Raw genomic sequence first — 17,414 nt, 5'->3', positions numbered from 1 at the left:
TCACGAAGCGGCTGATTTGGTCCGTTTGATAGCGATAGCGTTGCCGTAGCGACATTAACAAAACCATAGCGCCCAATTTTTATATGAGATATGGTTTGCATAGTGTTCACGGAATCATTTAAAATTGAAACAATTTCAAACTGCACTCGACGGCTATAGCCTTGTTACCGCGCAGTCCATTTCGGAACATGCGAGATCATCCGGTAACATTCTCACCACCGATCAGATCAAAGAGGGCGAAGCAGAGCTCGCCCTCATTCTTTCCCTGACGCAGCAGGGCTTCGAAGCGAACGCGCCAGTTCAAGGCATCATGAAGGCTTTGACGGAGCGGCTGCAGGCATTGATGAACAAATCGACCCCGCTCGTCTGGACGCATCTGGCTTCCATCGCGCAGGCCCATCCCGTTTCATCGTACCTGCTGCAGGATCCCCTGACGCGATGGTCGTTCGAAAAGCCTCGCGGCTATAGCGGCGATGCCTATCTACTTGATTTCATCTACGAACATCCTGCAGTCGCGGCGCAGGTGAAAGCCGCTTCGCCCCTCGGCTCGGAAATTTACAATTTCACCAGAAGCGCCCCGTCCGCCGTCGCGGTGCGCGAGAGGCGCGATCTTCTTGCCGCGCATGTCGATGCCGTCGCCGGTGAAAACGACAATGCGGAAATTCTGGCGATTGCGGCGGGGCACCTTCGCGAAGCGGAGCGTTCCCAGGCCCTGCAAAGCGGCAAGCTCAAGCGCTGGGTTGCGCTCGATCAGGATCCCATCAGCGTCGGCACCGTGAGCTCGGCCTTCCACGGAAGCTGCGTCGAAGCGGTTAACGGTTCGGTTCGCACCATATTGGGGCGGGCGCAGAAGCTCGGCACATTCGACTTCATCTATGCAGCCGGCCTTTACGACTATCTCGCCGAAAGTGTCGCTGTGCGGTTGACCGAGCGTTGCCTGCAGATGCTGAAGCCAGGCGGCAAGTTCCTGCTCGCGAATTTCGCCAAGGACATCGGCGTCGAAGGTTACATGGAAACCTTCATGAACTGGCCGCTGATCTGGCGAACGGACGAAGATGTCCAGTCGATCATCGACAAGGTCCGACACCATCTCGCCGACATCTCCGTTACGCGCGGTGAAAACGGCGGCGTCATATATGCAGTCCTGACCGTATAGTTTACGGGAGCGGCACAGCTGGCCAGGCCGCGCCGCGGCTTGGCCGGAAAAGCGCAATAGAGCAAATGGCAGGCAATAGCCTGGATCGACTGCTGTGATGGCGGCACGGATCGGGGTGTACTGTGTGCCTATCTGTTTGCACACCATGTCATCCAATGCCTTGACGGCGCATGATGGCGCGCAATCGGGCCATAAGTCTCTTAATGGCGAATGACTTGAGGGGATAGCAGGCGCCGCCGGTATCGAGACCGTCTATGCGGTCATCGAACTTCTCGCGTGCAATCGACATGCAGTTGGCATACCCACCTCAACGACATGCTACCCCAAAGCGATCAACAGCCCCTTGCCGTCCGGAACCCGGCGATCCAGAGGGATGGCATGATAGGGGACTTCGCCGCTCGCCGCTCCTCGACGGCAGCCAATCCCGGGCGACGATCGCATTGCATAGATGGGTTGCGACCGCCTTGGACACGCCTGCTCAACAGCAAGGAAATTGAAACCCGCGGCTGATGCCTATGCAGGATGCCAAGGTACAGCAGGAGAGAGCGCGTGGCCGCCTCCCCTGCCTGATACCTCCCAGGGCAACCCATCGATAGGCTGCAACGCGCAAGAACGACAGCTCCGTTGCGTGAGCAGCTTCTTCTTTTGTCACCCTTCGGAAGCGCATGCCGACATCGGTCGACAACGGCATGCAGCGAGGTTCGCACCTGTGCCGCGCCCACCTCAGTTGAAGCTGCGCAGATGCGGCGGCAGGTAGCCGGGATACCCCAGGGCGTTTTCCCGCTCGGGAAGACCGATATCGCGAAGCTGGTAGTTCGATAGCTCGGCCACCTGCTTGCGCGTCTGACGTTGCCTCCAGACAACGAGCAGCAAGGCGCGTGCCGTCCTCCAGGCACCGAATTTCTGGTACAGTTCATCGACCGTCGCCGTCAAACTGTCGGCAACTAAAAATTGTGAATGCATCATTGTATTTTCCTGGCGCAGTCACGCAGCCAGGTCCTCTCGAAGCTTGACCGGCTTCAGGAGCTGACGCATGGGACATGCGCCGATTCATTCCATCAGCAAGTCATGATGTGTTGGTGAGAAAACGCCTAAGTGGCGGAATTTAAAGCTTTTCGAGCTTTAAACGATCGCTCGTCGCGCAACCGGAGTGGCACATGCAAAACCAGAGCCGAGCAGTCCGCTAGAGGCGTACGTAAACATTCGAATATGACACATTTCACGCCTCCTCTGTTTGATTGCGGATAGGTGTATAATATGCAAGATTCGTCTTGCGGCAAGCCTGCAATTTCGAATTGCAAATCTCCGTCGCATTGTGTTGCCTTGTAGCAACAGTCCATATGCTGCCGCACACAGGTTCAAACTGCTTTTCCAGGCGATCGAAACCGCGTTAGAACGAGTTGACGATGCCGCCGCCCGTACGCATCTGCTGAACCATGATATGGGCATGATAATGCATGGCACACTTGATCGCGTAGATCTGCAGAACGACGGGCGAGCGGCGATGCCGCAGGAGATTGAATAGCCGCCGGCGATAGACGGCGCGCAAGTCCGCCTCCTTCACCCGGCCCATCAGCCGGACGAAAATGCCGACGGCTTCGAATGCCCATGTCGCATTGAGCGCAAGCAGACGCAACGGATGCCGGCGCAGATGTCGCAAACGGGTACTTTCCGGCTCGATATGCGCATCGATGTAAAGCGCATCCAGTCGGTCGAAATAGGCGGCCGGTTGATGCAGATCGCTAAGAACGGAAAGATATCCGTCCCGCAGGGTCTCCCGCGAGAGATTGAGCGGGATGACATTGGTGCCGTAAGCGGGCGGATCGTCGTGATCGAGCCTCCCCTCCTTGGCAAGACGAGTGTAGAGCGGCGTCTTCGGAATGGCTGCCAGCATGCCGATCATGGCGTTGACGATACGCGCATCCTTGATGAAGATGCGCTGCGCATCGAAGATGGTCGCATCGTCGCTGTCGAAACCCAGGATCATGCCGCACCAGACTTCCATGCCGGTTTGCTGGATCGTATGGATCTTTTCCAGCATCGTTCCGCCCTTGCGCAGGTTCTGCAGCTTCTTGGTTTCGCGCAACGCCTCCTCGTTTGGCGTCTCGATGCCGATGAAGACGACGCGGATATTGGCGTCGACCATCAGCTGCATCAGCTCCGCATCGTCGGCCAGGTCGATCGACGCCTCCGTCAGAAACGTCATCGGATAATGATGCCGTTCCTGCCAGGCGACGACATCGCGCAAGACCTCCTTGATCGCCTTCTTGTTGCCGATCAGGTTGTCGTCGACGATGAAGGCCGTGTCCGTTCCGGTCGCCAGCAAGGCTTCCATCTCGGCGACGATCTGGGCGCTGGTCTTGATGCGCGGCTTGCGGCCGAAGACCACGATGATGTCGCAGAAATCGCAGGTGAAGGGACAGCCGCGCGAGAACTGAACGCTGCCGACCGCATATTCATCCATTTTCAGGAGATCGAAGCGCGGCACCGGCACCGTGCTCATATCCGTCCTGTCGGACTGTTCGTAACGCCGGGCATGGCAGCCCTGCTGCCATTCCTCCAGGAATTTCGGCCAGGTTTCTTCAGCCTCGCCGATGAAGGCGACGTCGGCAAGGTTGCCGAAATATTCCTCCTTGACCGTAACCCAAGGTCCGCCGACGACGGTAAAGCAATCGCGTCGCTTGAGCTCGGTCAGGATCTCCGTCATCCGGAACCGCTGGACGATCATTCCCGTCAGCGCAACGATATCGGCCGTCTCGCAGAGGCCGTAGTCTATCGGCTCGACATTCTCGTCTATCAGCGTGACGGTATGTTCCGAGGGTGTCAGCGCAGCCAGCAAGGGCAGGCAGGCTACCGGTAGATTGGCCTTGACATCGAATAGCGGCAGAGCGTGCTCCATGCCCCAGTAGGAGGTTTCGAAGCGCGGATTGATGATGACGATATGAGCCATTGAATATGCCGCTCCATGATTTGGAAGATCTGGTTCGGTATTGCGTTGAGCCTGTATGTCATTTGCGGTTGCCTGCATTCGCCCATAGGCGGCGAGGCGGGTTTTTCCAGCATCGCGGCGGCTGTCTTAGCAGCCCTATATGAGCCGAGGATTAAATTCCGGGCGACGGGATGCCGGTGGCATCCTCGACACATCATCTCTGCGGGTCGGCATTTGAGGTGAAGCTCCCGTATGTGCGGCGTGGCCCGAATATTTGACGGGAGCATTGCGCCACGACGTTTTCGCCGCCAGGATCAAAAGCCCAGTTGCAATGCCAATCGAAACTTTTTGGGCGACGATGTCGAAATCCCTCCGATGCGATCGTCTTTATTACGGACCTGATGCGAAAGGCGAATGGCCGATCTTTCGCGTCTTGGGCGGAACCGGATGAAGGGAGTTGCGAAATGAATTCGTCCTATCGTTGGGTGATCGTCGGGGCCGGAGCCCTGATGACCTGCGTTGCGCTCGGAGCGATGTTTTCCCTGGCGATCTTTCAGGTGCCGATGGCTGCCGACACCGGCTGGTCCCATATCGGCATCGCCACCGCCATGACATTGAATTTCCTGACGATGGGCTTGGGTGCCTTCGCCTGGGGCGCTGCAAGCGATCGTTTTGGCGTTCGCAGCGTCGTGCTGATCGGCGCGGCGCTGCTTGGGCTTGCGCTGGTCCTGGCCAGCCGGGCAGGCTCCCTTCTGCAATTCCAGCTGACCTATGGCATCCTTGTCGGCCTTGCCGCCAGCGCCTTCTTCGCGCCTATGATCGCGGCGACGACCGCCTGGTTCGACAAAGGCCGAAGCCTCGCGGTATCACTCGTCTCGGCCGGCATGGGCGTTGCGCCGATGACCGTCTCGCCTTTTGCGCGCTATCTGATTTCCGCCTATGACTGGCGTTTCGCCATGCTGGTGATCGGCATCCTGGCGTGGGCGCTTTTGATCCCGGCGGCGATGCTTGTGCGCCGAGCGCCCGTTCTTGCCGAAGCCTCCAGCCCGGATGCGCAAAGGGAAGAACAAAGCCTGCCGCTTGGCCGCATCTTCCGCTCGCCGCAGTTCCTCGTTCTCGGCGCGACCTTCTTTGCTTGCTGCGCCGCTCATTCCGGCCCGATCTTCCACATGGTCAGCTATGCCACCATCTGCGGCGTCGGGCCGATGGCCGCCGTCAGCATCTATAGCGTCGAAGGGCTCGCGGGGCTCGGCGGACGGCTTCTTTATGGAACGCTCGCCGACAGGCTGGGCGTGAAGCCGGTGCTGGTCGCCGGACTGCTGGTACAGGCGCTCGCGCTTGCCAGCTATCTGCTGGTCAGCGAACTCGGCGAATTCTATGCGTTGGCGGTCGTCTTCGGCAGTGCCTATGGCGGCGTCATGCCGCTTTATGCGGTTCTGGCGCGCGAGTATTTCGGACCACGCGTCATCGGCACCGTGTTCGGCGCAGCCTCGATGCTCTCAAGCATCGGCATGGCAGCCGGATCACTCATCGGCGGCTGGATATTCGATACCTTCGCCAACTACTCCTGGCTCTTCATCGGCTCGTCCATGGTCGGACTGGGCGCCGCCGCCATAGCACTTGCCTTTCCGCCGATGCGGCGGCTGCGGCTGCAGACCGCATGACCTAGGCAAAAAGGTCAGGATTCGCATGCCGAGCTTTCCTGGCTGCGTCATATTTCGGCGAGCCTGACATCGCTCCTCCCGACGAGAAGCCGCGGCGGGAGGAGCGAGCGGCGATATATTCATATTTCTTGATACTTACACACAGTTTTCCATAAGCGACACCGGTTGCAGGCATTGCAATTTTCAATTTTTGGCCAACACTCGCAAGTGCATCAGGTGCGTGATCTCCTGGGGGAGGGAATCAGGGGAGCACCCACTGGCGCGACTTTCCGCGCCCATCGGCAGGAAAGTCCTGCGTAATGTCATCATGGGGGACATGACACGGGTCTTTTGACCATGTCCCTGGTGCAATTGGGAGGATTGATTCATGGCAACCGCGTCCGTTGCCGCGACGAGAAGTCGTGGCATGACCAGGGAGGAGAAGAAAGTCATCTTCGCCTCCTCCCTCGGAACTGTGTTCGAATGGTACGATTTCTATCTCTACGGATCCCTGGCCGCCTTTATCGGCACCGCTTTTTTTAGCGACTATCCGGAAGCAACCCGCAACATCTTCGCCTTGCTGGCCTTTGCCGCAGGCTTCCTCGTCCGGCCTTTCGGCGCACTGGTCTTCGGCCGGATCGGCGATCTCGTCGGACGCAAATATACCTTTCTCGTCACCATCCTGATCATGGGCCTCTCGACCTTCCTGGTCGGCGTTCTCCCTGGTTCGGCAAGCTGGGGCATCGTTGCCCCGGTCATTCTGATCATCCTTCGCCTGCTACAGGGCCTGGCGCTTGGCGGCGAATATGGTGGTGCGGCCACCTATGTCGCCGAGCACGCCCCCGACGACAGGCGCGGCTACTACACGTCCTGGATCCAGACGACGGCGACGCTCGGCCTGTTTCTGTCGCTGATCGTCATCCTGGTCGTACAAAACGCGGTCGGCAAGGATGCCTTTGCCGCCTGGGGCTGGCGCATTCCGTTCGTCTTGTCCTGCCTTCTGCTGGCCATCTCCGTCTGGATCCGGCTGTCGCTCAGCGAATCGCCGGCCTTCAAGAAGATGAAGGAAGAGGGAAAGGGCTCCAAGGCACCGCTGTCTGAGGCCTTCGGGCAATGGAAGAACGCGAAGATCGCCCTCATCGCGCTGCTCGGTCTCACCGCCGGCCAGGCGGTCGTCTGGTATGCCGGCCAGTTCTATTCGCTGTTCTTCCTGCAGAACGTGCTCAAGGTTGATGGCCAGTCGGTCAATATCATGATTGCGATCGCGCTTCTGATCGGCAGCGGCTTCTTCGTGTTCTTCGGCTGGCTTTCCGACAAGATCGGCCGCAAGCCGATCATCATGGCAGGGCTTGCGCTGGCGATCCTGACCTACTTCCCGCTCTTCAATGCGCTGACGCGGGCTGCCAATCCGGCGCTTGCCCAGGCGGAACAGACCATCCGCGCCACCGTCACGGCGGCTCCGGGCGATTGCACATTCCAGTTCAATCCGGTGGGAACCGCCAAATTCAACAACTCGTGCGATATCGCGACGTCGTTCCTGTCGAAGTCGTCCGTTCCCTACACGGTTGCCGAGGGACCGGCGGGCCAGCCGGCGACCGTCAAGGTCGGCGATGCAACCGTGACCTCTTATGACGCCACTGCGGCCGGCGCCGGTGCGGCGGCCAAGGGCACGGCATTTACACATGACATGAATCTCGCCCTGCAAAAGGCCGGCTTCCCGCTGGCGCGCGACCCGATCAAGGTGCCGGACGCGAAGCTCGACGCCTTCCTCGCCGCCAATCCCGAACTTGGGCTCGATGCGGCAGCGATACGGGCAGGCGAAAAGACAGTGACGCCCGTCGCCGACCTCGTGAAGGCGAAGCTCCTGACGGCGGACCAGGCCGGCGGGGCGACCGACATGCCTGTCTACACCATCGCCAATGGCGGTGCCTTCAAGATGGTTGCCGATCCAGCGGCAATCAATTGGCCGCTGACCATCCTCATCCTGACGATCCTCGTGATCTACGTGACGATGGTCTACGGCCCGATTGCCGCCATTCTGGTGGAGATGTTCCCGACCCGCATCCGCTACACCGGCATGTCGCTGCCCTATCATATCGGCAACGGCTGGTTCGGCGGCCTGCTGCCGGCCACGGTCTTTGCCATGAGCGCGGCCAAGGGCGATATCTATTATGGCCTCTGGTATCCCATCGCGATTGCCGCGATGACCCTCGTCATCGGCCTTATCTTCGTCCGGGAAACCAAGGGCGTCGATCTCGACGCCATCGAATAGTCCCACGGGAGCCCGGCGTGTTTTCGCGCCGGGCTTTTTTGCGTCTGTCTTGTAGCCCCCTATGGCGGTTCAGCCGCTCAGGTCCTGTTTGAGCGCCTGCAGCAACCGCAAGGAAAGGGGGAGCCCCGCGCCGGCCTCGAATATCGGAAGATCGCTCAGTGAGGCGGCGCCAAATGGAAATTTATTCTATAGAATAAATCAACAAAGTAAGCTCGATCCTTGAGATAAAGCAGCAGTGGCTTACGAGTGTCGCAGACGATTGATCATCGAACTGCACCCATGGCTTTGCTGGATATTCAAAATCTTTCCCTTGCTTTCGGCTCGACACAGGCCCTGGCAGGTGCGTCCCTGACCATCGATCGCGGCGAGATCGTCGCGCTGATGGGTGCCAACGGCGCTGGCAAGTCGACGCTCGTGAAGATTCTGTCCGGCATTCATCGTGCCGATTCAGGCAGGATCCTGTGGAACGGCGGCGATTATCGCGCCGATCATCCGGCGGCAGCCAGCGCGCAGGGCATCGTCACCGTGCATCAGTCCACCGATGTCGTCGGCGTAGCCGGCCTTTCCGTCGCGGACGCTCTCCTGCTCAATCATTTCGTCGATGGCCGCCAGCCTTTCTTCCTGTCAAAACGCTCGGTGCGGCGGCGGGCGGCTGCCATTCTCTCGGAAGCCGGCTTCGACCTGCCGCTCGACCGGGACTTTGGCGAGCTTGGTACTGCCGACCGGCAGATGGTTGCCATTGCCCGTGCTCTATCCAACAAGGCGCAGCTGCTGATCCTGGATGAGCCGACCGCAAGCCTTTCCGCACGCGAGACCGGGCGTCTTTACGACATCGTCCGCCAGCTGAAGAGCCGCGGCCTCGGCGTGCTCTATATCTCACATCGCACGGCGGATCTCGATGCGCTTGCCGATCGGGTCGTCATCCTGCGTGGAGGCCGCAATGTCGGCGCCTTCTCTCGCCCCATCGATTTCAACGCGGCCATCGAAACCATGATCGGACGATCGATGACGGCCGCGCGCCCGCATCGTCGCGACCAGTTCGACCAAACGGTGCTGGAGCTTCAAGGCGTACGGCTACTCGAAGACAGGCCGCCGATCGATCTCAAGCTGCGGGCGGGCGAGGTCGTCGCAATTACCGGCGTTCTCGGGGCTGGCAAGAGCCGGCTTTTGTCCGCTCTTTTCGGCATCGAGCGCTTTGCCGGCGGGAACGTGCTTCTGGCTGGCGCTGATTTTCGGCCCGCTTCGCCTGCGGATGCGATTGCGCATGGTGTCGTCATGGCCGCTGCCGACCGGCATCGCTCCTCGCTGATGCCGTCGGATTGGCCGGGAGAAAGCATCGCGGCCACCATCAGCCTGCCGCATCTGAAGCAATGGTATCCGTCCGGCTTCCTGTTTTCGGGACGCGAGAGCCGTGAGGGCGACAGGGCAATCCGGCGCCTCGGCATAAAGGCGCGCGGTCCGGATGCGTCCGTGTGGTCGCTTTCGGGCGGCAACCAGCAAAAGGTCGTCCTGGCACGCTGGGAGGCGGAGCCGAGCCGCCTGCTGCTGCTCGACGAGCCTTTCCAGGGCGTGGATGTCGGAGCGCGGCAGGACATTATCACAGCCATCCGCGCTCATAGCGACCGCGCCACCTTAATTGCGACATCCGATCCCGAGGAGGCGCTCGAAGTCGCCGACCGGGTATTGGTGATGGAACACCACGCCTTGAGGGATGTCGGTCAGACGAGCGCCGGCGACCGGCAGAACGAGGAATACGCTTGATGAGTGAAGGCACCGCTGAAGTCCCGGGACAGGGCAAGGCAGCAGAGAGCACGATATCGCCGTGGGAAATCGTGCGTCGGGGGGCGGTGTTCTTCCTTCTCCTTGCCCTCGTCGTCATCTTCAGTTTCGCACAGCCGGCCTTCATCAACGTCAACAATCTGATGAGCATCCTGCAGGCTGTATCCGTCGTCGCCATCATCGGCGCGGGCGTGACCGTGACGCTTGCCATCGGCGGCTTCGATCTCTCCGTCGGCGCGGTGGCCGCGTCCAGCGTCATGGCCGCGAGCTACGCCATGATCGTGTGGAATCTCAACGCCTATCTGACGGTTCCGCTGGTACTTGCCTTCGGCGCAATCGTCGGGCTCGCCAATGCGCTGCTGATCGTCCGGCTCAAGGTGCCGGATCTGCTGGCCACTCTCGCCACCATGTTCCTGCTGACAGGTCTGCAGCTGATCCCGACGGCCGGGCGTTCGATCTCGGTGGGACTGATCCTCCCGGACGGAACGACGACGACCGGCAAGGTCGACCCGGCCTTCCTGACGATCGGCCGCTCAAGCCTGTTCGGCACGGTCCCCTTCCCGGTCATCCTCATGCTCGTCGTGGCCCTGGTACTCTATGTCCTTACCGAACGGACGCGTCTTGGCCGCCTTCTTTATGCGACCGGCGGCAATGAAGCCGCAACGCGGCTGGCCGGCGCCAATATCGCCCGCCTGAAGACCTTTGCCTATGTGCTTTCCGGCGTTCTCGCCTCGCTCGGCGGCATTATCGTTGCCGCCCGTGTCGGCCGCGGCGACGTCTCGTCCGGCGCCTCGCTGCTGATGGACTCCGTCGCCGCCTCTCTCATCGGCTATGCCGTCCTCGGATTGCGCCGTCCCAACGTTCTCGGCACGACGATCGGCGCAGTCTTCGTCGGCGTTCTTCTGAACGGGCTGACGATGCTCAACGCTCCCTACTACACGCAGGACTTCATCAAGGGCGCCGTTCTCGTCGGCGCGCTTGCCCTTACCTATGGGATCAGCCGCGGCAAGGCGTGACCCCAGTCCCTTCCAACCTAACGCCCAATGGATTTTCAATGATCAAATTGTTTACGACCATCGCTTCGGCTGTTGTCGCCGGCTCGCTTTTCGTGACCACGGCATCGGCTGCCGGTCTTGCCGGAGCACCTGCCCCCTTCGACAAAAGGACCGTCAATATCGCCGTCGTCAGCTTTCTCGGCAGCGGCGACTGGCTGCAGGCTTTCGAGGCCGGCGTCAAGCGGCAGGCCGACTCGCTCGGCGTGAACCTCACCGTCTCGCAGGCTCGCAACGACAACGACACGCAGCGCAATCTCGTCGAGCAGGCAATCAATCTCGGCGTTGACGGCATCATCATCAACAATGGCAGACCCGAAGTGCTGAAGGATGTCGCGCAGAAGGCACTCGACAAGGGCATCAAGGTCGTCGCCTATGACGTGAACCTCGACAATCCGCAAATCCCGCAGGTCGAGCAGAGCGACAAGGACATGGCCAGGCTCGTTCTCGAACAGGCCGTCAAGGACAAGGGCGACGGCTTCACGGGCGGCGCTGTCTATGTCGCCGGTTTCGCGCCTCTCGACCGCCGCTATGCGGTGTGGAAGGACGTCGTCGCCAAGCACAATCTGAAGGAAAAAGCCGTCTGGGGCGTGGTCAACGACACAGTTCCCGCCTCCGTCGCCGACCAGACCAAGGCGGTCCTGCGGGCCAACCCTGATATTTCGGTGATCTTCACGCCATGGGACGAATTCGCAAAGGGTGCCAAGCTCGCCATCGACGAGCTCGGACTTTCCGGCCAGGTCAAGATCTACGGCGTCGACACCTCGACCGCCGACATCCAGCTGATGACCGAGCCTGACAGCGCCTGGGTTGCGACCGCCGCCACGAATGCCGCCGTTGTCGGCGAAGTTTCGGTCCGCGCCGTCTCGCTCGCCATTGCAGGTCAATTCCCGGGCCGTTCCGTTCTCCTGCAGCCGACGCTCATCACGCGCGACGATCTCGTCAACAACAAGATCGGCACGATCGAAGAGCTGCAGCAGAAATTCCCCGCCTTCCTGAAAAGCGATGCCGCAACGGCCGCCTGGATTCCGGCTGCCAAAAACTGAGCCGCATCTGCCGCTTTTCACAGGTGCCGCCCGCAAGGGCGGCCCTTTCGTTCCCCTTACGCATTGAGAAGATCCATGGCATCGATCGACCTGCCCAAACCCGATTTTGCCCGCAACATGACGCTGATCGGCCATAGCGATATTGGCGGCCGCGGCGACGGACTGCAGCTGATGGTCCATCGTGGCCATGCCTATGTCGCCCATCCTTGGTCACAAGGCTTCTCGATCGTGGACGTGCGCGACCCGAAGAATCCAGCGACTGTCAATTATGTGCCGGCGCCGGCGAACAGCTGGAACATCCATCTGCAGACGCATGACGACCTGCTGCTGGTCATCAACGCGCTCGATCTTTTCGCCGATGTCGAGACCTTCACCGACGAGAAGGCCTACTACACGCAGTCGGTTGGCGAGACCGTCGCCTCGAAAAAGCGGGAACGGGCCTGGACCGCCGGCATGAGCGTGTTCGATATCTCCGTTCCGGACAGGCCGCGCAAGATCGGCCAGCTGGATGTCGAGGGCGTCGGCTTTCACCGGCTCTGGTATGTCGGCGGCCGCTATGCCTATGCGTCGGCGCTGCTCGACGGCTTCAGCGACTATATCTTCGTCACTATCGACATGGCGGATCCGACCCGGCCTGAGCTCGTCGGTCAATGGTGGCTTCCCGGCATGAACCGGGCGGCGGGAGAATTGCCGGGCTGGGGCGACGGCAAGCGGTATGCCCTGCACCACGCGCTGGTCCACGGCGACACCGCCTATGCCTGCTGGCGTGATGGCGGACTGACGCTTCTCGACATCAAGGACCATTCGGCGCCGAAGCTCATCAGGCACCATAACTGGTGCCCGCCCTATGGCGGCGGCACGCATTCGCCATTGCCGCTTCCCGGCCGCGATCTGCTCGTCGTGGCGGATGAAGCCGTGCTTGATAACGAGGAAGACGGCCGGAAGCACACCTGGATCTTCGACATTCGCGTGCCCGAAAACCCGATCAGCATCTCCACCTTTCCGATCCCCGCCGAAATCGACTACGCGAAGAAGGGGGGCCATTTCGGTCCGCACAATCTGCACGAAAACCGGCCCGGCTCGTTCGTGTCCGAAACCCTGATCTTCGCGACATGGCAGAATGCCGGCATCCGCGCCTTCGATATTTCCGACCCCTACTACCCGGTCGAGACCGGGGCGCTGGTACCGGCGGCACCGACGACGATGACGGACCGCCGTCCCGGCCGGCCGAAGGTCATCCAGTCCGCCGACGTCTTCGTCGATGCCAATGGCTTGATCTATGCGACGGACTACAATGCCGGCCTTGAGATCATCGAATATGGCGGCTGAGGGATTAGGGTTCGTCAACCTGCCATCCGCCGCAAGGTGATCTGCCCGTGGTTGCGGGCAGATTTTTGAAACCTGTCAAACCACCTCGTCGTGAGAAGGCTTTTCCCAGAGGTTAATGCCGCCTTCGACGGCATAGCGATCGATCTCGGCGAGTTCTTCTGCGCTGAACGTCAGATCGTTCAGGGCTGCCACGTTTTCCTCCACCTGACGCGCCGAGCTTGCGCCGATCAGCGCCGAGGTGACACGCGGGTCCCTGAGAACCCAGGCGATGGCAAGCTGGGCAAGCGACTGGCCGCGACGCTTGGCGATCTCGTTCAGCGCACGGGCCCGCTCGATGTTTTCATCCTTCAAATGCTCGGGGCGCAGAAAATCGCCGCCAGGCCGATTGACGCGGGCATCCTGCGGGACGCCGTTGAGATATTTGTTGGTGAGCAAGCCCTGGGCGAGCGGCGTGAAGGCGATGATACCGGCGCCGACGTCGTCCGACGCCGCCAGCAGATCCTTCTCGACCCAACGGTTGAAGAGGTTGTAGGCCGGCTGGTTGATCAGCAGCGGCACCTGCCGCTCCTTCAGAAGCGCGGCGATCTCGCGGGTCTTGTTGCCGGAATAGGAGGATACGCCGACATAGAGCGCCTTGCCCTGCCGGACCGCCTGGGCAAGCGCGTCCGCCGTTTCTTCGAGCGGCGTCTCGGCATCGAAGCGATGCGAGTAAAAGATATCGACATAGTCGAGGCCAAGGCGACCAAGGCTCTGGTCAAGGCTGGACAGGAGCGCCTTCTTCGACCCGCCGCCGCGACCATAGGGGCCCGGCCACATATCCCAGCCCGCCTTGGTCGAGATGACCAGCTCGTCGCGATAGGCGGCCAGATCCTGTTTCAGGATATGACCGAAATTGATCTCGGCGCTTCCCGCAGGCGGACCATAATTGTTTGCAAGATCGAAATGGGTGATACCAAGATCGAACGCCTTGAAAAGGATCGACCTTTGCGTGTCGAGGGGCGTCGTATCGCCGAAGTTGTGCCAAAGGCCGAAGGAAATGGCCGGTAGTTTGAGGCCGCTTCGACCGACGCGGCGGAAATGGGCCGAGTCATAGCGTTCCGGATCGGGGCGGTAGGTCATGAATTGTCTTTCTGTCGATCAAAATGTTTCAGCCTGCGTGACGCCTGCGCCTTTGCGCACGGATCATCAGATCCTGTCGTCGTTGCGATCTCGCAACGTGCCGAGAATGGCAGAGCCCAGCCCGATAAGAAGACATTCCATATTCTTTATTGATTAAGCGGAGAAAGTTTTTTCCAGATCGGCGCGCCGCAGGCTCCATGCCATCGCAAGGCGGTGTGAAGAACCTATCGATCCCGACGCTCCACCCATATTCTGGCGCTGCCGAGCGTTGCCTTTTAGGCAATCGATAGTACGCATAATTGTTCTTTATTAGAACGCTGAATTCCCCCATCATCCCGGCATTGGTGGATAACGAGACAAAAAGTCCGATCGCCCAATCAACAGGGGAACTATCAGAATGTCTCAATTCATGATGAATCGCCGTCGTTTCCTGTCCAACGCTGCCTTGGTCGGAGGTCTTGCCGCAACCCAGACTTTTGTCGGCATCCGCGCCGGCAAGGCGGCCGATGCCGCCGAGGTCCGCATGCAGCTCGGCTGGCTTGCCTCCAACGGCCTGATCGGTGAGGTCGCGGCCCAGAAGAAGGGCTTCTTTACCGAACAGGGCATCAATTTGACCATCGTGCCGGGCGGCCCGAATGTCGATGGCGTCGCCGGCGTTGCGGCCGGCCAGTCCGCCATAGGGCAGATTTCCTCAAGCCCGTCCGTCATGCTCGCCCGCTCGGCCGGCATGCCGGTCAAGGCGTTTCTCGCCGGCTATCGCAAGCATCCCTTTACCTATTTTTCGCTGAAGAAGGCGCCGATCCGCGAGCCGAAGGACATGATCGGCAAGACGATCGCGACCCAGCCGACCGCCTTCATCCTGTTGCGCGCGCTGCTCGCCCAGAATGGCATTCCGGAAGACCAGGTGAAGATGGTCAATATGGGTTCCGACATGAACCAGCTGATCACCGGGCAGGCCGACGCCGTGACCGGCTGGGTGACGAACACCAATGCGCTGAAGGTGCTGGGCGACGAGCGTGTCGACATGATGCTCTGGGATGCCGGCCTGCAGCTCTACGCCAACGTCTACTATACGACCGACGAACAGCTCGACAAGCATTCCGACGTGCTGGTGCGCTTCACCACGGCCGCCGCCAAGGGCTGGGGCTATGTCCGCGACCATCCGGAAGAAGCGGTCGACATGCTGGTGGATGCCTATCCCAACCTCGACAAGGCGAGCGAACTCGAAGCCGTCCACCCGGTCATCGACTTCTCGTTCGGCGACAGCACCAAGCAGACCGGCTGGGGCGCGATGAACAAGGACAATTGGGCAGCCCAGATCAAGGCTTACGCCGATCTCAAGCAGTTTACCGGTGCCACGCCCACGGTCGATGATGTCGCCACCATGGCGATCCTCGACGCCACCACCGACATCCGCAAGCAGATCGGGTGAACGTCATGATGAGCGCCGCCACCATCCAGCAGCCGCAGCCGCGACCGGCCGCCGAAACGGCGAGGCTCGCCGTTTCTATTCGCGATCTCGACATCCGCTTCGGCGACAAGGGCAACGAGTTCACAGCCCTGTCCAATGTGTCCGTCGACATTGCGGAGGGCTCGTTCGTCACCATGCTTGGGCCGTCCGGCTGCGGCAAGTCGACCCTGCTGCGCTGTATTGCCGATCTCGTGCATATCAGCGACGGCTCTGTCTCGGTTTTCGGCCGGCCACCCCGCCAGGCGCGCGAGGGCCGCGACTTTGCCTTCGTCTTCCAGGAAGCGACACTGCTGCCGTGGCGCAGCGTCATCGACAATGTCCGCCTGCCGCTGGAAGTGGGCAGGCATGACAAGAGTGCCTATGCCGATCCGATGGAACTGCTGGCCCTCGTCGGCCTGAAAGGGCGCGAAAACGCGCTGCCGCACGAATTGTCGGGCGGCATGCGCCAGCGCGTCGCCATCGCCCGCGCGCTGGTGACCAAGCCGCGTATCCTGCTGATGGACGAACCCTTCGGCGCACTCGACGAGATCACCCGCGACAAGCTCAACGAGGAGCTGCTGCGCATCTGGCGCGAAACGGGCACGACCATCGTCTTCGTCACGCATTCCATTCCCGAAGCGGTCTTCCTCGGCCAGCATGTGCTGATGCTGCAGGCCCATCCGGGCCGGGTGAAGGAATTCATGAAGGTCGACCTTCCCTATCCGCGCGCGCTTGCCATGCGCGACACCGTCGACTTCATCAAGGTTACCGCGCACCTGCGCGCGCTGCTGGAGGAATGCATATGAGCAACGCAGTGCACTCCGACATCGGCCGCATCGCCAAGGCGCCGCGCAAGGTCGCCATCCTCGACGCGACCGTCGGCGTTCTTTCTTCGCATATGCCGGCGATCCTTGCCGCGCTCGCCTGCATCGTGCTCTGGCAGGCAGTCATCTGGATCTTCAAGATCCCGACCTTCATGGCGCCAAGCCCGCTCGACGTCCTCTATGCCTTCCGCGACAACGCCGCGACGCTAACGCGCAACTTGCTGCCGACGGTACTGGAAGCCGTGCTCGGTTTCGTTTTTGGCAACCTCGTCGCGATCCTGCTGGCTATCTGGTTCGTCCACAGCGCCACGGCGGAAAAGGCCTTCTACCCCATCGCCGTCTTCGTCAAGGCGATCCCGATCATCGCGCTTGCGCCGATCCTCGTCCTGATCTTCGGCAACGGCGTCGCTCCGAAGATCATCATTGCCGGGCTCATCTGCTTCTTCCCGACGCTGGTCAACATGGTCCAGGGGCTTCGCTCCGCAAGCCCGGCCATGCTCGATCTCATGCGGGTGCTTTCGGCCAGCAACTCCGAAATCCTCTGGAAGGTCCGTCTCCCAAGCTCGCTGCCATTCCTCTTTGCCGCCTTGAAGATTGCGGCCACAAGCAGCGTCATGGGGGCGATCGTCGCAGAATGGATCGGCTCGAGCTTCGGGCTCGGCGCGCTCATCATCGAAGCGACCTATAATTTCCGCTCGCCGCTTCTCTACGCGACGGTCGTCATTGCCGCGCTGCTCGCCGTGATCCTCTTTTTCATCGTCTCGGTCGCCGAGGCGCGGATGATCCGCTGGAAACCGGCCGGCCAGCACTGAGCG

The 17,414-nt window shown here is 60.8% G+C and carries 13 protein-coding genes; 10 read left to right on the top strand and 3 right to left on the bottom strand.

What is annotated here, in order from left to right; translation table 11 throughout:
- Positions 1–124 precede the first annotated feature (124 nt).
- Positions 125–1,156, top strand: coding sequence for a class I SAM-dependent methyltransferase (locus ACQZ6J_RS16230; RefSeq protein ID WP_449084815.1), 1,032 nt, complete (start codon positions 125–127; stop codon positions 1,154–1,156).
- 723 nt (positions 1,157–1,879) lie between these two features.
- Here ACQZ6J_RS16230 and ACQZ6J_RS16225 read toward each other — a convergent pair.
- Together ACQZ6J_RS16225 and ACQZ6J_RS16220 are read right to left on the bottom strand one after the other, a co-directional pair.
- Positions 1,880–2,122 (bottom strand): DUF1127 domain-containing protein, encoded by a 243-nt coding sequence (locus ACQZ6J_RS16225; protein WP_449084814.1) that lies wholly within the window; start codon positions 2,120–2,122, stop codon positions 1,880–1,882.
- Between the two features lie 424 nt (positions 2,123–2,546).
- Positions 2,547–4,106: a DUF4070 domain-containing protein gene (locus ACQZ6J_RS16220; RefSeq protein WP_449084813.1), complete on the bottom strand. Its 1,560-nt coding sequence runs from the start codon at positions 4,104–4,106 to the stop codon at positions 2,547–2,549.
- 443 nt (positions 4,107–4,549) lie between these two features.
- On the opposite strand from ACQZ6J_RS16220, the gene ACQZ6J_RS16215 reads away from it, so the two are divergent.
- The 6 genes from ACQZ6J_RS16215 (at position 4,550) to ACQZ6J_RS16190 (ending at position 13,206) form a co-directional block, all read left to right on the top strand.
- Positions 4,550–5,749 (top strand): MFS transporter, encoded by a 1,200-nt coding sequence (locus tag ACQZ6J_RS16215; RefSeq protein WP_449084812.1) that lies wholly within the window; start codon positions 4,550–4,552, stop codon positions 5,747–5,749.
- Positions 5,750–6,116: 367 nt separating this feature from the next.
- Complete coding sequence (locus ACQZ6J_RS16210) at positions 6,117–8,000, top strand: MFS transporter (RefSeq protein ID WP_449084811.1); 1,884 nt, start codon at positions 6,117–6,119, stop codon at positions 7,998–8,000.
- 279 nt (positions 8,001–8,279) lie between these two features.
- Complete coding sequence (locus tag ACQZ6J_RS16205; protein WP_449084810.1) at positions 8,280–9,761, top strand: sugar ABC transporter ATP-binding protein; 1,482 nt, start codon at positions 8,280–8,282, stop codon at positions 9,759–9,761.
- Complete coding sequence (locus ACQZ6J_RS16200; RefSeq protein ID WP_163992571.1) at positions 9,761–10,795, top strand: ABC transporter permease; 1,035 nt, start codon at positions 9,761–9,763, stop codon at positions 10,793–10,795. Before ACQZ6J_RS16205 ends, ACQZ6J_RS16200 begins: the two co-directional genes overlap by 1 nt.
- 38 nt (positions 10,796–10,833) lie before the next feature.
- Positions 10,834–11,877, top strand: a complete 1,044-nt coding sequence (locus ACQZ6J_RS16195; protein WP_449084809.1) for a substrate-binding domain-containing protein — start codon at positions 10,834–10,836, stop codon at positions 11,875–11,877.
- A 75-nt stretch (positions 11,878–11,952) separates the two neighbouring features.
- On the top strand, positions 11,953–13,206 hold the full coding sequence (locus ACQZ6J_RS16190; RefSeq protein ID WP_449084808.1) for an LVIVD repeat-containing protein: 1,254 nt from the start codon (positions 11,953–11,955) through the stop codon (positions 13,204–13,206).
- Between the two features lie 75 nt (positions 13,207–13,281).
- On the opposite strand, the gene mgrA is transcribed toward ACQZ6J_RS16190, so the two are convergent.
- Positions 13,282–14,325 carry an L-glyceraldehyde 3-phosphate reductase gene (mgrA, locus tag ACQZ6J_RS16185; protein WP_449084807.1) on the bottom strand — a complete coding sequence of 348 codons (1,044 nt, stop codon included), beginning with the start codon at positions 14,323–14,325 and terminating at the stop codon, positions 13,282–13,284.
- A 397-nt stretch (positions 14,326–14,722) separates the two neighbouring features.
- On the opposite strand from mgrA, the gene ACQZ6J_RS16180 reads away from it, so the two are divergent.
- From ACQZ6J_RS16180 to ACQZ6J_RS16170, 3 genes are read left to right on the top strand one after another with little or no spacing between them, the layout of a single operon-like run.
- Entirely contained in the window at positions 14,723–15,757 is a 1,035-nt protein-coding gene (locus tag ACQZ6J_RS16180; RefSeq protein WP_449084806.1) for an ABC transporter substrate-binding protein, read from the top strand.
- A 5-nt stretch (positions 15,758–15,762) separates the two neighbouring features.
- Positions 15,763–16,581: an ABC transporter ATP-binding protein gene (locus tag ACQZ6J_RS16175; protein ID WP_449084805.1), complete on the top strand. Its 819-nt coding sequence runs from the start codon at positions 15,763–15,765 to the stop codon at positions 16,579–16,581.
- Positions 16,578–17,411 (top strand): ABC transporter permease, encoded by an 834-nt coding sequence (locus ACQZ6J_RS16170; protein WP_449084804.1) that lies wholly within the window; start codon positions 16,578–16,580, stop codon positions 17,409–17,411. The genes ACQZ6J_RS16175 and ACQZ6J_RS16170 overlap by 4 nt, the downstream gene beginning before the upstream one ends.
- Positions 17,412–17,414: the final 3 nt, after the last annotated feature.

The sequence above is a fragment of the Rhizobium sp. A37_96 genome, from assembly GCF_053521765.1.
The sequence above is the reverse complement of the archived record's forward strand: the minus strand, read 5'-3'. Positions and strand labels throughout refer to the sequence as shown.